This window comes from Bacillus sp. ISL-77 (assembly GCF_018613105.1).
Map to the genome: position 1 here is coordinate 49,662 of NZ_JAGGQY010000039.1, position 16,423 is coordinate 66,084.

Sequence of the window (16,423 nt, forward strand, 5' to 3'; positions counted from 1 at the left end):
TGATTTGTATGATGGTAGGATTTCCAATCATACTAATTAAAATACTTATTAAATAGTTTTTCTGCTGTACGGGTAGCTAATGCCTGTGTCGTAAGGGTAGGATTGACTCCGCCTAAACTATTAAAATGGACGCTGTTGTCAGCGATATATAACCGTTTCACTTGAAATGACTCGCAATTCTGATCAACGACGAAGCCGATTCGCATCGTACTTTCCAAGTGAATCATCATTCCTGCCGGCCAATTTGACCATATAATTTTTTTTGCCCCCGCTTTTCGTAACAAGTCTGCTCCTATTTTAACCAGCTCACTTCGTTTCCCGCTAGATTGTTGGGCAGGCTGATACGTCACAACAGGGACAGGTCCATTTTCATCACTAATTACCGGATCGAGAGTAATTCCATTTCGCTGATCTACTTTATCATCGGTACTTACTAAAACATTTAAGGTTCTACGGTAGGCGTCCATTGATTCTTTTAAATCATAACCGAAAAGACGCCCCTTGATATCCCAAGGATCGTCCATTCTAGGCGAGTGTAGGAAAGAGTATCCAGACTCACTCACCCCATAAAAAGAAGCTGTTAATCCCGGACTCATCCCAACCGACTGCAGTGCCCCAAGTCCGGGATAGTCGATCCTTGCTCCGCATGTATTTCCCACAAAGGGATTAATATCTGAAGTTCCCAATATAGGAATCAAATATACCGGATAACCAATCCATATAATGATTAACCAATCCTCTTCCTACCCATGGATTGTCAGGCAGTCCTGAATTTAACCAAAGTCTTGGGGTTTCAATGCATCCGGACGCCATCACAACGATTTCTGCCCTTAGATCCTCCTGCTCCCCCGTCCAGGTGTCCCTTATTTTTACTCCAACCGCATGCAGCCCTTTAGCAACGTTATTTTCTGTTAATATTTTTATAGCAAAGGCATTGGGTCTTATACAGACATTTCCTGTCTTTAAAGCAAGCGGAACATAACTGACATTAGTAGATCGTTTTGCAATTTTATCCACAGATGGGCCATGCGGACAACCGTTAATACAATGTCCCGAAAGAGTACAGCCTTCCATCCAGGATAGTTGCTCTACGGAGAGGTTTGGATTTGTGATGTTATCATTGGGAGGCAAAATGGCATTAGGCTGCGGCCTATATCCTGGAACGGTCACATCCAGTGTAGGAATCAAGTTCCACCCAGCATTTTTCGCACCATAATAAAATAAATCCTCCTTTGCCGTAGTAGCCGCAAAGTTCACCGGTAATGTCGCTTCAACCTTTTCATAATAGGGAATAAGTTCCCGATAAGATAGGGGCCAGACATTATCTATTGCGGCTGGATATGCTCGGGGGCAATTAGCCGTATAAGTCTGGGTGGTCCCTCCAACACCGGAGCATTGCCAAATAATGCCCTTCTGGTTAGCATTCCGAAACCATTGGGGGCGACTGCGATCCGCCGGGCCCCACCGATATCTTCCTGAAACTAAATCATTCATATTCATTTCATACTTGTTCAACAATTGTTTATATAGCATTATATCCAAATCAGCTGGTGTCGAACTGGATTCGGCTCCGGGCTGTGCATTTGGATGGGGCCACTTTTTGTTCCCGTACCAGGGGCCTGCTTCTAAAACCAAAACCTTTAATCCCATTTCCCCGAGCTCTTTTGCTATTACGGCTCCGCCGCCGCCTGCACCAATTACAATCACGTCCTGATTGGCCATTAGTCATCCACCTTCTTGTGTTGAATGGTTGCTAAGAATCCGCGAAAATCACGATATCCAAAAGACGGACCAGGGTAAAGAGTATGGAACCATCCATATGGAAAATATTCCACTCTTCTGGACTTAGGAGACAATAGTCGTGTTGTTCCGTAAGCTGTCCATTCCGAATAATGCCCAAACATAGGGAGTTCATTTAGGACATCCATCATATTTCGAACAAGTCCCGGATTATTTTTGTAAGGAATAGGCAAGTTTTCAAGATTAATTCCAAGCCGTTCTATCAGGGTAATAGCCCTTAACCTGTCGATCGGCGCAAGTGCTGAGAATGCACCGCCGCCAGGAAATGTATTTACATTAAGAGGATAAAGAATCTCCCCCGTCTGGATTAATTGAGCAGCACCCACGTCCAGCAATTCAGCAGTAGCTTTCGACATCGAACTACTCTCTGCAAAATTTAGTTGCGCTTTTACCGGGAGTGCAATCGAATGATCCAATATCCAAATGACATATTCATACACATGTAATTCCAGTGCCCCGGCCACTTGAAACGTTCCTAACGAATCTTTATATCTAAAATGGGGTGGAATGATAGCTTGAACTAGTGACTGGAAAGTGGATCGAATATAACGATTTATGGTTCGCTCACTTTCACTCGGTTCCGTTATTTTCCACCCCCTCTTAAAAGATTGAAGAATGATTACTAACCCTTCCTAATAATATTTATGTATTGGTTTTTCTATGTCAGGAAGTTTAACTATAGGTATGAACAACCCATCCAAATCAATACTTTCATGTGAAAATGGGGAGAACTTAACCGAGATAGCAAAAATGTACGCTGATGTTCATACCTCTATTAAAATTAATGAACGATTAACATCTAGTTCATATTTTATTAATAATTTAGCGTTATAGTACATATTAGAGGGGATAGCACGCGTGGCTATCATGGTATTTGGCGTAGGTGGAGCCGGTACCTTAGGAAGAGCACTAGTTAAACAGTAGCTCCCTTAAATATGTAAATCTTTTACTCACTTGTTTGATACATATGAAAACCCAACAGGAGTGCACCTCTTTAAGAAGGAGGTGTACTGTTTTTTATTGCCTGTTTCCATAATTAACGTTGGTATAACTCATTAAAAATGATATTTTATGTAAAATTACACTTACGTATTTGTATATTTTTGATTATTTAACGACTTTTCGCTTCAATGGGCGAATTTTTGAGTTCAATGGGCGAATTTTAGGTTTCAATGAGCGAATCCAGCTTGGGGTATCACTTGGATCGCTGCAGGTGGTGGTAACCAAAATAAATACTGCAAAAAGCTCGGGGACATATTGTCCTCAAGCTTTCATTATTTACCGATAAATTCCTGTGTCCAGTAATTACCTTGTGATACATAACCAACACCGATATAGTTGTAATTCGGGCTAAGGATATTCTTACGGTGACCTTCACTATTCATCCAAGCCTTGACTACTTCTTCAGGAGTTCGCTGTCCCATCGCAATGTTTTCACCTGCATATCGGTAGGTGATGTCGTATTTTTTCATCATATCAAACGGTGAACCGTATGTCGGGCTAGTATGGCTGAAGTAACCATTTGCAGACATATCACGGGATTTTTCATGGGCCATTTTGCTAAGTGTTACATCCACTTTAAGTGCTGGTAAACCATTTTTTGCCCGTTCTTGATTGGTTAGATCAACTACTTTTTGTTCATAAGCACTTAACGAACTTGTAGTTGGTGTTGAACTTGGTGGTGTCGCAGTTACCGGTTGTTGCTGCACAGGTTGTGGTGTCGCAGTTTGAGCAGGCTCCTGTGTTGGTACGGTTTGATTTGGTTGAGCCTGAACAGGCTGCTTTACTGTATTTTGTGAAAATGTAAATCCTAAACTAGCAAGATATTTTTCGACTACACTATTAATCTCATCCATATTTGACCCTTGGAATACATATACCTTTTCTTGCAGGGAAGGGCTAGTAGTGGCAGCATGGGCTTTATTTAATACCGGATTTGGCATCATTAACGCTGCCGCAGCTGCTACAGTTAGAATTGCTTTTTTCTTCATCATCGTTTCTTCCTCCTGTTTTGACAATTTGCCGATCTTTCGCAAATTCATCGTAACATATGGTTTTCGTCATATTTAAGGAAGGATTTTACAGGAATAAAATACAATTGGTTCTTTCGATAGCTTCAAATCTAATAATCTACTGATACTCCAAGTCTCTCGAGTCCATTATAAAAATTGAATTTTCTTCTTATCATTAACTAGATATCGGAAAAATTACCAATAATTATATAGTGAAATAGAGTTGACAACTCTTTAAACAACCACCTTTTTTAACAAATATTTCAGACAAGTATCGTATTTTACATTTATTATTTATGGCTAATCACTGGGGTAATTGCTTCATTACCAGTTAATACACTCACCATATTATCGGCAGCTAAATGAGCCATACTCATTCTTGTTTTCACACTGGCACTTCCAATGTGAGGCAGTGTAACCACATTCGGCAGGGATAATAATGGATGATCAATTGGAACTGGCTCCTGTTCGAACACATCCAGCCCAGCAGCCCAAATTCCCCCATTCTTCAATGATTGAAATAAAGCATCCTCATCGACAAGACCACCTCTAGCCGTATTGATCAAGATGGCATTTCTTTTCATTAGGGACAATTCTTCTTTTCCAATTAGGTGGTGTACCTCGGCGCTATAAGGCAGCAGAAGGCAGACAAAATCAGATTGCTGCAACAAATCCTTCATTTCCCTGTAGTGAATCCCCAGCTTTTCTTCTTTTTCCGACTTCCGTGTCCGGTTATAATAGAGAACATTCATATCAAAGCCCTTTGCCCGCTTGACGAGTGCTTCTCCAATTCTTCCTAATCCAATAATCCCTAAGGTTGCACCATAAATATCTTGTCCAGTCATCTGCATAAGGGACCATGCTCCCCATTCACCACTGCGCAGTAAATCAGATGACTCCACGACTCTACGTGCTGTCGCCATTAATAGCCCAAACGTTAAATCAGCCGTCGTTTCGGTTAACACACCAGGGGTGTTGGTTACGACGATTCCTTTCCTAGCAGCACCCAGGATATCGATATTATTATAGCCTACCGCTATGTTACTAATGACCTTTAACTGTTTGGCTTTACTTAGGACCTCTTCATCTATCTTTTCTGTTAGAAGACAGATAAGCCCATCCACATCTTCTATTTCTTTCAGTAAAACATCCCTTGGAACAGGGACATGTTCCTCGTGCCACATTCTCACCTGAAAATGATTTGAAAGTTTATCGATCATATCATCGGGGAGCTTTCTTGTAATATATACTGTTCTTTTCAAATCGTCCTCCACCTTTCCACCTGGCGAAATAGCCATACAATTTTACGATGTAAACTTTTCTAAGAAATGTTCAATAGCAATCGAGGATGTCCCTAATGCGGGAGCATTTTTTCCTAAGGAAGACAATAATAACTCATGACTGTTATTAAGTTTGTCATTACTTCTTGATAAAATAGAATTTCGAATCGAATTCAAAACCATAGGCAGAGCTTCAACAATGTCGTTTCGGATAATGACCGCTTGCGGATTAAATGTATTTAAGATACTTGTTAATCCAATCCCAAGGTAGAAGCCGAAATTTTGTAATGCCATTAATATATCCGGATCATTTTGGTTTGCTAGATTAATTAGTTCCTGATAGGAAGTGATGGTATCGTTATTCTGAAAAGTATGTAGTAATGCTTTTTCAGAGGCGTATAATTCCCAGCACCCTCGGTTTCCACAACTGCATTTAAGACCATTAAAATCGATAGTTAGATGGCCCATTTCTCCGGCAAACCCATTAACCCCTCGATATAAATCATTATTAATAACAATTCCGATCCCGATTCCAGTACCCACGCTAACGTAGATTATGTTTTCATAATTTTTAGCTGCCCCAAATACTTTTTCTCCATATGCACCTGCATTGGCTTCATTTTCAATAAAAACTGGTACCTGAAATTCCTGCTCAATGAGCGATTTTAAGTCAAGTTCATAATTCCATTGGATATTTGGAGTGAAAATAACCTTTTGCTCGGTATTGACAAGGCCTGGTACACATAAACCAATGCCGATTAACCCGTAAGGAGAATCTGGGATTTGATTAGTAAGGTCTTTAATCATCGAAAATAAAACATCCTTGTTCGTATCAAGCGAAGGTTTCTCTAGATGGTGATATTGATCTAGGACAATATTTCCTTTTAGGTCCGTTAAAATACCATTTATAGAATCAACACCTATATCGATTCCGATTGAATATCCGGCATTTTTATTAAAAACTAACATGACAGGCTTTCTCCCGCCGCTTGATTGCCCTTGTCCAATTTCAAAAATAAGGTTCTTTTCAATTAACGTATTTACTTGGGAAGAAACAGTGGATTTATTTAATCCGGTTATTTCAGATAATCTTGCCCTTGAAATCGGCGAGTTGGAAACGATTTCATTTAACAGTACCTTTTGATTCATTTTCTTCACTAACATTTGATCTGCAATAATCACAAGCTTACACCCCGTTTGTATAATGTATAAATTAAGTCTCGTTGATAATCGGTCGTTTTATTCCATTATAAATCAACAATTTACGAAAATATACAAAAAATCTTAAAAAAACTATTGATTAAAGCGCTTTAATTTTATAAGATGTAATCAAGTTAGTTTATCCAAACAACAAACTAACATGAATATACATCTAATGAAGCTACATAGTTTTGAATTTCATTTTATTTCAGGAGGGAAAAAACATGACTCAAACACAGACGAATACTTATTTTGGAAGCGTAAACAAGGTGGCATATGAAGGAAAGGATTCTAAAAATCCATTAGCATTCAGGTATTACAACCCTGAGGAAGTCATTGACGGAAAAAAAATGAAAGACATTTTACGTTTTTCAGTGGCTTACTGGCATACCTTTACTGCAGATGGATCCGATCCATTTGGCGCCGCTACAATGGAAAGACCTTGGAACCACTTCACTGGAATGGATTTGGCTAAAGCTAGAGTAGAAGCTTCCTTTGAACTTTTTGAAAAGCTTGGTGTCCCATTTTTTGCTTTCCATGATCGTGATGTTGCGCCTGAAGGCAGAACATTAAGCGAAACAAATAAAAATTTAGATATCATTGTCGAAATGATTAAAGATTACATGAAAACAAGTAACACAAAACTATTATGGAACACAGCTAATATGTTTACAAATCCTCGCTTCGTCCATGGTGCAGCTACTTCTTGCAATGCTGATGTATTTGCCTATGCAGCAGCACAAGTGAAAAAAGGTTTAGAAACAGCCAAACTGCTTGACGCAGAAAACTATGTATTCTGGGGCGGCCGTGAAGGTTATGAAACATTATTAAATACCGACTTAAAACTTGAACTGGATAACTTAGCAAGATTTATGCATATGGCCGTTGATTATGCGAAGGAAATCGGCTATACAGGTCAATTCCTAATTGAGCCAAAACCAAAAGAGCCTACCACCCACCAATATGATACTGATGCAGCGACTACGATTGCCTTCTTAAGACAATACGGGTTAGAAGATTACTTTAAATTAAACCTGGAAGCAAACCATGCTACACTTGCTGGACATACATTCGAACATGAATTGCGTGTGGCAAGAACAAGCGGCCTTCTTGGTTCCGTTGATGCAAACCAAGGAAATCCTTTACTTGGCTGGGATACCGATGAATTCCCAACCGATTTATATTCTACAACCCTGGCAATGTATGAAATTCTACAAAACGGTGGTCTTGGCCGCGGCGGCTTAAACTTTGATGCCAAGGTAAGAAGAACTTCCTTTGAAGCAGAGGATCTAGTACATGCGCATGTAGCTGGAATGGATGCCTTTGCACGAGGTTTGAAAGTAGCTCATAAATTAATCGAGGATCGCGTTTTTGAAAATGTAATTGCGGACCGTTACAGCAGCTATACGAATGGAATTGGCCTCGATATTGTTCAAGGCAGAGCTAACTTCCACACACTTGAGACATATGCGCTAAACAATGACACGATTAAAAATGTATCTGGTAAAACCGAGCGCTTGAAAGCTTTGTTAAACCAATACCTATTAGAAGTCTAAAATGTGTAGTCCCTAATGCTTGTTAATAGACCCTTCAACTAAAGAAATCCCAAAGTGGTTGCGGGTCTATTTTTTGAGAAATATTTTAACAGAAGCAATTCCCTAGTTTTCCATTCCATAATAAAAGGAGGATAAAGACGGATTTTAGGATATGACTTTTTATCATTCTTCAGCAACTTGATAGCGCTTTTATGAACAATATACATAAAGAATGGTAGAATCTTAATTACCTAAAAATGTCTTTAAACATAACGATGGAGCAAAAAAAGAACTCGCTTTATCTTTTTGGAATTACGCTGGTTGCTGCCATTGGCGGCTTGCTTTTCGGATATGATACAGCCGTTATTTCTGGTGCGGAGGAATCATTACAAATCTATCTAATCGATAGCCTGCATTTAGGAGCATTCATTCATGGGGCGACCATTTCAAGTGCACTGATTGGTTGTATTATTGGCGGTTTCATTTCAGGTGTTTTTGCCTCGAGGTTTGGGCGGAAGAATTCTCTCATTATTGCTTCGATCTTCTTCCTTGTATCCTCCCTAGGGGCTGCCTATCCTGAGTTTCTATTTTTCGAAAAAGGAGAACCAACGATCGGTTTGTTAATCGCCTTTAACCTTTATCGGATTTTAGGGGGGATTGGTGTTGGTTTGGCTTCAGCCGTTTGCCCGATGTATATTGGCGAAGTGGCTCCTGCGAATGTGCGCGGCCGTTTAGTATCCTTTAACCAGTTTATGATTATTCTGGGGATGCTCGTTGCTTATTTCGTTAACTTTTCGATTTCAAGCGGAGAAAGTCAAGCATGGGTAAATGATATTGGCTGGAGATACATGTTCGCATCGTGTGGTGTACCAGCATTATTGTTTGGGTTATTCTTACTGATGGTACCTGAAACACCTCGTTATTTATCTTTGAAAAATCAAGATGATAAAGCACTTGCAATTCTTGCAAAAATTAATGGTTCTACCGCGGCAAAATCAATTTTGCAACAGATCAAACAAACGGTAGATGCTTCTTCTGAAAAACTATTTACTTACGGAAAAGCTGTTATCGTGATTGGAATCTTGCTTTCTGTGTTTCAACAGTTTGTAGGAATTAATGTTGCCCTGTATTACGCACCACGGATTTTTGAAAGCATGGGAGCAGGAAAAGATGCTTCGATGTTACAGACAACAGTTATGGGCTTAATCAACGTTGTTTTTACCCTTGTAGCGATTATGACTGTTGATAAATGGGGCCGTAAACCATTATTAATCATAGGTTCTGTTGGAATGGCGATCGGGATGTTTGGTGTTTCTAGTTTGGCCTATTTCGATGTCATCGGAGTGAGTACTTTAATTTTCATTATCGTTTATACTGCTTCCTTTATGATGTCTTGGGGTCCAATTTGCTGGGTATTGATTTCTGAAATCTTTCCGAATAATATACGTGGGCGCGCTGTTGCGATTGCGGTCGCGGCGCAATGGGCAGCGAACTATCTTATTTCCTCTACGTATCCAATGATGATGGAATATAGTGGCGCTGTAACCTATGGTTTTTACGGATTAATGAGTGTTCTTTCTGCCATTTTTGTTTGGAAGTTTGTACCTGAAACCAAAGGCAAGACATTGGAGGAAATGGAAGGAACTTGGAAAAAAACCGCATGATAACTGTCTCCAATAAGGGCTTTTGGAGACAGTTTTAATGTAAAGTCTGGTGTTTTGTCTCCAATGGAGGCTGTTAAAGACAGTTTTGGTTAAATTCCGGTAATTTTGTCCTCAAGAGGATTTTTTCAATCATCAAAGTAAGTTTACTAATATACAACTCTATAAAAAGTGAGGAGATCAATATGAAATATGTAATTGGGGTAGATTTAGGGACAAGCTCTGTGAAAGTTCTTCTCGTTGACCAAGAAGGCACCGTCAATTATTCGGTTTCAAAAGACTATCCGTTAATCCAGCAGCAGCCAGGATATAGTGAACAAAATCCCGAAGATTGGGTAGAACAAACAATTGCAGCATTACAGCAGTTAGTAACTGAATCAAACATAAAGCCCGACGATATTGAGGGTCTTAGTTTTTCCGGACAAATGCATGGGTTAGTCTTACTGGACGAAAAGCATCAAGTAATCAGAAACGCCATTTTATGGAACGACACTAGAACCACCCCGCAATGCAAGAAAATTGATCAGCAATTAGGCGGTAAACTGCTTGAAGTTACAAAAAACCCTGCTCTAGAAGGCTTTACCTTACCAAAGATTCTTTGGGTAAAAGAGAATGAATCCGAAAACCTAGAAAAAACAAACGTATTTTTACTTCCAAAAGATTACCTCCGCTATCGTTTAACAGGAAAAATACATATGGATTACTCAGATGCTGCAGGTACGCTGATGTTAGACGTTGTCAACAAATCATGGAGTGCCGATATTCTTCGCACATTTGAAATCTCTGCTGCCATATGTCCTCCATTAGTGGAAACTGAAGACTTCGTCGGAACGATCTTGCCAGAGATTGCGGAGCTCACTGGTTTATCTTCATCGACTAAGGTGTTCGCAGGTGGAGCAGACAATGCTTGTGGTGCGATTGGAGCAGGTATTTTATCCGAAGGAACGGCCCTTTGCAGTATCGGAACATCAGGTGTGTTCCTTTCATATGAGAACGATAAAAACAAAAATTACGGCGGTAAAGTTCATCTTTTCAATCATGGACAAAAAGACTCCTACTATACCATGGGTGTCACGCTTGCAGCTGGCTATAGTTTGACATGGTTTAAGGAAACCTTTGCCAAGGATCAATCCTTTGACAGTCTATTAGATGAAGCTGCCGGTTCGACCATCGGTGCAAATGGTCTAGTCTTTACTCCTTTCTTAGTAGGTGAACGCACACCCTATGCGGATGCAAAAATAAGAGGAACATTTACTGGAATTGACGGCTCCCACAACAAAGGTGACTTTACTCGAGCGGTCATTGAAGGGATTGTTTTCTCGATTAATGAGAGTGTCGAAATCTTCCGCAATTATGGTAAAACCATTGATACTGTTATTTCTATAGGCGGCGGTGCGAAGAGTGAATTATGGCTGCAAATACAAGCTGATATCTTTAACGCAAGAGTCGTGAAGCTACAAAACGAACAAGGCCCAGGTATGGGGGCAGCGATGATTGCGGCAGCTGGATTGAATTGGTTCACCTCTCTTCAAGAATGTGCAGAGGTCTTCATTAAAGCCGATAAGGTATATGAACCAAAACCAGAAAACGTTCAGCGCTATAAGGAATTCTATCAAGTGTACAAAGATATATATCCGCATACTGTTGCGATTAATCATCAATTATTTGTTCTTCGAAAAGGGAATTAAAGAGGGATTATGATGAAGCTAACTGAAACTGTTTTTGGTACATTGCATGGAAGAAAGGTAAAATCTTATACCATTACAAATGCGAATAGAATGGAATTAACCTGTATTGACTATGGATGTATTATTACGGAAATTAATGTTCCAGATAGTCAAGGGAATTTAGAGAATGTTGTGTTAGGTTTTGACACTTTGCAAGAGTATATCGATCACTCCCCTTATTTCGGTTGTGTGATTGGCAGGAATGCCGGCCGGATGAAAAATGCGTCCTTCGAAATAGATGGAGAGTGCTATAACTTGTCCAAAAATGATGGAGAAAACAATCTTCATGGCGGACCGAATGGTTTTCATAACGTTATTTGGGATTCTAGAATTGAAAACAAAGAAAATGAAATCAATATTATTTTTTCCTATACAAGCCCAGATATGGATGAAGGCTTTCCTGGCAATCTACACGTTACCGTCACTTATACCTTCAATGAAGATAATGAGTTATTGATTACCTATCAGGCTGTTTCTGATAAAAAAACAATCGTCAATTTAACCAATCATTCTTATTTTAATTTAAGCGGTAATTTAAAAAGAACTATTCTTGATCATGAGTTAAAGTTAAAAAGCGATGCATTCTTAGAACTAAATGCCTCTCTTCTTCCATCTGGCAAGGTTATCCCTGTGGATGGGACAGTATTTGATTTTAGAGAAGGTCAAAAGGTAGCTCAAGGAATTGAATCTCACCATCCGCAAACGGATATAGTTGGTGGCGGGTTTGACCACCCCTTCCTCCTTAGTGCTCAGAATCATAAGCAAATCAGTTTATATGATCGGGAAAGCGGACGGAAACTAGAAATTGAGACAGATGAGCCCGCTGTTGTCTTTTATACTGGCAATATGTTAGGGAATGATTTTTCGATCAGAGGAAAACAAGCGGAAAAGCATTTAGGCTTATGTCTTGAAACACAGAAACCACCTGGTGACCACAATTTCCCTTCCTTAATAGTAGAAAAAGATCAAGTTTACACATCCAAGACAAAATACATTTTTCATTGTATAGGAAATTATAAAATTATTAATGGTGAATAACTTGAAATAGTTCCCTGAATCCAGCTCCAGCTCCAACCGCCAATTAAAATGCGGACAGTGCCTGACACTGTTCACATTTTATAATATCGAGAAGAATGGCAGGATGATCATACAAATGGTGAGGAAAAAAACAGCCACTGCACTCATCTTTTGTTTTCCCTTCCATAAGGAGACTGCAAACCCAATAGTGTATATAGTAATACTAAAAAGACTAACGTAAATAAATAGGCCCATCCTTATTCCCTACCTTTTCGTTGGTTTTGCTTGTTTCCCATAATCAATAATTTCAATACTCGGGTGCACCCTTATGTCCGCATTTAGGTACGATTTTCGCCAATTGAATTTTTTAAATTCCTGAATGGTTCCAAAATACCTTCGAGAATACATGGATAAGGTATATGGTGCACCTTTTAATTTAGTTTGGGATTTTTTAAATAACCTTTCATTTACTTTTTTGAAATGATTAGCTATTTGTTTTTTGATTATTTGCTGATTTTTTTTCTCTGCATAGTTGGTCATTGATGGGTTTGACATAATTTCAATCTTTAATGGTATCGTTATATCAATCTTTAGCCTAGCACCCTTCACGTTCATTTTTACTTTATTACTTTTTATTTTTAAGACTCTAGCTGCGAATTGCTTATGATTATTCAAAAAAGGATCTGGTATATCCATCAATATATCTTTGATGTCCGTTGTATCATCAAGAATATTAACTGTGCGTGTTTCTTGACCGTTTAATTTCCCTATCATCACTCCATTCCTGAAGACTGCGGACCCAATAAATTGTGTATCATCAAGTTCCCCTGATGCATCCACTTGTCCTGCCATGTATTCATCTTCACTTTTTATTTTAGGATTCTTTGCCCTTTCGGCTGTTGTGTACATCCCCAAAAAGTGGTCAGTCTCTCTTTCCAATGTGGTAAAAAAGCGGAATAGAGTAGAATCTGGAATGAAACCATTTTCAATCCCGTGATCGACCATGAATTGAAAGTACTTATGTGGCCTTGTTTCCATTTTTGGACGATTATTTACAAAATACTCACTTGCCTTTTCTTTCGATACTGCTAAATAACTACTCAAGCGAATCTCTTTATCTTTTACGACGTCGTAAAAGATTGTAATAAAATTTTTGTCTTTTGCAAATTCCTCGGAAACCACAATAATCTTTAATAGTTCATAACTAATATTACGGGAGATGATGGCATTGCCTGTCGCTTTTGCCGCAATGAAATCATTGGCATCAAACGAGACAATTTCTCGCGGCTTTTCTGTTGAACCGCCGCCCCCTTGCATAGTCCCTACTTCGGGATTGGCAAGTAACATGGTGACTTTGATTTTTCCGTCTTGTTTGGAGTGATCTAATCCTAGTCCGATCACATAGGCTTTATCTTCAAGTTCCTGACGATCCCAACAGCCTGTTAATGTGCTAACAATGACTAGAAGCAATAATAATTTACATACTGTTCCTGTTTTTTGCATGTTTAAATTCTCCTTTTACCAATGCGACCAACCATAAAATGATTGGAATGGTGATAAACGCAGGTCCAGAAGCATATGAAATAATCGGTTTAATACCAAGACTGACATCAATAGGTGATTCCGGAATGGATCCAACCAATAAATAAAGCGTCGCAAGTGATGGAATCAGGAATTCAAAGTCTTTAATTTTAAATAGATGACCAAACATAAGGGCATTGATGTACAAAAATGCTGTGAAACGAATAAATGCCGCCAGTAACCATATGACGAAAAAGATGATTTCGATATTCGGAATAAAAGTTCCCAGTGAAATAAAACGAATGGCTGTGTGGAATGGATAACCAATTCCTTGTAAGGCTGTATCAAACAAACAGATGTAAACCATAATAGCGACACTCAATTGGAAGCTGACATAAACTAAGGCAATCCATGTTCCTTTTCGAAATTCTTTGCTTGATTTGATGTAAGGTATAATCATGGCAAACAGAAAAAGTTCAGAAAAAAGGGATAGATTAAGTGTGCCTTGCTTCAGAATTTCTAGTTTTCCAGGACCCCAAATAGGGAAAAGGGGTTGCATACTGCTTTCTTGAGTACTTAAAAATAAGGCAAGATACAAGGAAATGACTGCATAAAAAATGATAAGATAGGCAACCGAACCGATATGCTGAATTCCTTTTTTCGCCCCATAGGTACAAACGGCCATTAACAGGGCATAGATAATTACATTAGGTGTTGTTGGAAAATAAAACGTCTTAATGATATTTGTATATGTTCTTGAATCGAACGAAATCGCAAATGAGTTGATGACAAATATCAGAAGGCAAACAAAAAACCCAATATATCGTCCGAGTAATTTTTGAATAACCGAAAACAGATTTTTGTCTTGAAACAATGACATAGTCTTTATTAATAAAAAGAGCGGGATAAAAGCGATTCCAGCTGTTATGATTGGGATCATCCATGCTGCGTTTTGGACCTGATTATACAGTTTAGCAGGTGTGTCTTCACTTGCTTTCGAACCCACCATTAAAATAGCGATGGACACATATTCACGAATACCAAGTTTTCCAGGTTGCTGCTTCATATGATTTTTTATCCCTTTCTTTGTTTGACCATATCCTTTGGTTTTACATACCCTGGGCGAAACCTTTCTTTAAAGGGAACATGACGGATAAGTAAGTCCTTTGACGAGGAGGAATGTGGCGTCATGGGTGCAAAGTAAGGAGTGCCAAATGAGTTTAATGAAACTAAATAAAAGAGTCCAAGGATAAATAAAGAAGCGGCTCCATAAATACCGAGAAAGCCAGCTGCAAAGATAAACAAAAAGCGAGTGATCCGGATAGCAAAATTCATGCTCACATCACTGATAATAAAAGAGCTTAAGCCACTTAAGGCAATAACTATGATTACAATTGGACTAATAATATTGGCTTGAACAGCGGCTTGGCCTAAAATTAATGCACCTACAATCCCAATCGTTGGGCCAATTGGGGATGGCACCCGTAATCCGGCTTCTCGAATAAGTTCAAAAGCAATTTCCATCATTAAGATTTCAATAATAGATGGAAAAGGGACTCGTTCCCTAGTTCCAGCAATGGCCATTAATAAATCAGGCGGGATCATCCCTACATGATAATTTGTAATCGCAATATAAATAGGAGAGGCAAAAACGGCGACAAATAACGCTTGAAATCGCAAAATCCTGATAAAGTTACCATATGGTGTACGTAGGTAATGATCTTCAGGTGAATGGAACAATGCCCAAAAGGTACAAGGCAGTACAAGACAGCTTGGTGAATTTGACATTAACAAAATAACGTGACCTTCTTCAATGAATGAAGCTGCCCGGTCAGGTCGTTCCGTATATAATATCGTTGGAAATAAGGACCTCGGTCGTTCCTCTATGTATTGCTCTAAAATACTTAAATCGAGAATCCTATCGGTATCGAGCGAAGATAACTTATCTTTTATGGTTTGAAGTAGTTCATCATTTGCCAGGTCCTTTTGATAGACAAGAAATACATCGTTTCTTGATCGCTTTGTAATTATCTTAGTTTCCACGATAAGATTTTCATTTTTAATCTTTTTACGGATTAAGGCAATATTGTCAACTACCTTTTCGTTAAAAGCTTCTTTTGCTCCTTTTACAATCACTTCATTATCTGATTTTTCAATGGAACGTCCTCGAGTTTTCGTGGTTTCAAATAGGTAGCATTGAGAATCGCCTTCCACAAAGAGTGCTGTGATTCCACCACAAATGAATTCAGTAATTTCTTCAATATTGGTGGACGTCTTTGCCATTGGGTATGAAACAATATCTGGAATCTTTACTGAAGGTTGCTCGTTTCCCAATAATTTTTCCAATATGCTTTCTTTAATATGCTCTAAGTCGACCATTGTACTGATGAAAATGATAAAGGCACGGCGATTTAGGGCACGGATGGTAAACTCGCGAACTTTGATATCCGTATTTTTAGGAAAGCTGAAAATGGACTTAAATGTCGCTAAATTTTGATCAAAATGGCTGCTGATATCTTGTTTTTTTAAATCAATCTCCTGTGAATTGGACTTTTCCTGAAATTGTGGTTCCGTATTAAATGTCTTGAATAGTGACTTTAAGACCTTTTTTCTCATTATAAAACCACCCCCAATTTTTATTTAGTTTTCCAGTTTTAGGGGTCTTTATGT

The 16,423-nt window shown here is 38.8% G+C and carries 13 protein-coding genes; 4 read left to right on the forward strand and 9 right to left on the reverse strand.

What is annotated here, in order from left to right; translation table 11 throughout:
* Nucleotides 1-32: 32 nt before the first annotated feature.
* From J7E77_RS31445 to xylR, 6 genes are all read right to left on the reverse strand, one after another.
* Entirely contained in the window at nt 33-698 is a 666-nt protein-coding gene (locus J7E77_RS31445; RefSeq protein ID WP_308160655.1) for a GMC oxidoreductase, read from the reverse strand.
* Nucleotides 667-1,722 carry a GMC family oxidoreductase N-terminal domain-containing protein gene (locus J7E77_RS31450; RefSeq protein WP_308160656.1) on the reverse strand — a complete coding sequence of 352 codons (1,056 nt, stop codon included), beginning with the start codon at nt 1,720-1,722 and terminating at the stop codon, nt 667-669. The genes J7E77_RS31445 and J7E77_RS31450 overlap by 32 nt, the downstream gene beginning before the upstream one ends.
* Entirely contained in the window at nt 1,722-2,264 is a 543-nt protein-coding gene (locus J7E77_RS16520) for a hypothetical protein (protein ID WP_214715780.1), read from the reverse strand. Before J7E77_RS16520 ends, J7E77_RS31450 begins: the two co-directional genes overlap by 1 nt.
* A gap of 810 nt (nt 2,265-3,074) precedes the next feature.
* Nucleotides 3,075-3,791, reverse strand: a complete 717-nt coding sequence (locus J7E77_RS16525; RefSeq protein ID WP_214715893.1) for a CAP domain-containing protein — start codon at nt 3,789-3,791, stop codon at nt 3,075-3,077.
* A 311-nt stretch (nt 3,792-4,102) separates the two neighbouring features.
* Complete coding sequence (locus J7E77_RS16530; protein WP_214715781.1) at nt 4,103-5,074, reverse strand: 2-hydroxyacid dehydrogenase; 972 nt, start codon at nt 5,072-5,074, stop codon at nt 4,103-4,105.
* Nucleotides 5,075-5,116: 42 nt separating this feature from the next.
* Nucleotides 5,117-6,274, reverse strand: coding sequence for a transcriptional repressor XylR (gene xylR, locus J7E77_RS16535; protein ID WP_214715782.1), 1,158 nt, complete (start codon nt 6,272-6,274; stop codon nt 5,117-5,119).
* Between the two features lie 242 nt (nt 6,275-6,516).
* On the opposite strand from xylR, the gene xylA reads away from it, so the two are divergent.
* From xylA to J7E77_RS16555, 4 genes are all read left to right on the forward strand, one after another.
* Nucleotides 6,517-7,848, forward strand: coding sequence for a xylose isomerase (gene xylA / locus J7E77_RS16540; protein ID WP_214715783.1), 1,332 nt, complete (start codon nt 6,517-6,519; stop codon nt 7,846-7,848).
* A gap of 254 nt (nt 7,849-8,102) precedes the next feature.
* Complete coding sequence (gene xylE / locus J7E77_RS16545) at nt 8,103-9,491, forward strand: D-xylose transporter XylE (protein ID WP_214715894.1); 1,389 nt, start codon at nt 8,103-8,105, stop codon at nt 9,489-9,491.
* 182 nt (nt 9,492-9,673) lie between these two features.
* Nucleotides 9,674-11,176 (forward strand): xylulokinase, encoded by a 1,503-nt coding sequence (gene xylB / locus J7E77_RS16550; RefSeq protein ID WP_214715784.1) that lies wholly within the window; start codon nt 9,674-9,676, stop codon nt 11,174-11,176.
* 12 nt (nt 11,177-11,188) lie between these two features.
* Entirely contained in the window at nt 11,189-12,253 is a 1,065-nt protein-coding gene (locus tag J7E77_RS16555) for an aldose epimerase family protein (RefSeq protein ID WP_214715786.1), read from the forward strand.
* Between the two features lie 243 nt (nt 12,254-12,496).
* Here the strand turns inward: J7E77_RS16555 and J7E77_RS16560 are convergent, their stop codons facing one another.
* From J7E77_RS16560 to J7E77_RS16570, 3 genes are read right to left on the reverse strand one after another with little or no spacing between them, the layout of a single operon-like run.
* Nucleotides 12,497-13,735, reverse strand: coding sequence for a Ger(x)C family spore germination protein (locus tag J7E77_RS16560; protein ID WP_214715788.1), 1,239 nt, complete (start codon nt 13,733-13,735; stop codon nt 12,497-12,499).
* Nucleotides 13,710-14,819, reverse strand: a complete 1,110-nt coding sequence (locus J7E77_RS16565) for a GerAB/ArcD/ProY family transporter (RefSeq protein ID WP_214715790.1) — start codon at nt 14,817-14,819, stop codon at nt 13,710-13,712. Before J7E77_RS16565 ends, J7E77_RS16560 begins: the two co-directional genes overlap by 26 nt.
* 8 nt (nt 14,820-14,827) lie before the next feature.
* Complete coding sequence (locus tag J7E77_RS16570) at nt 14,828-16,369, reverse strand: spore germination protein (protein ID WP_214715792.1); 1,542 nt, start codon at nt 16,367-16,369, stop codon at nt 14,828-14,830.
* Nucleotides 16,370-16,423: the final 54 nt, after the last annotated feature.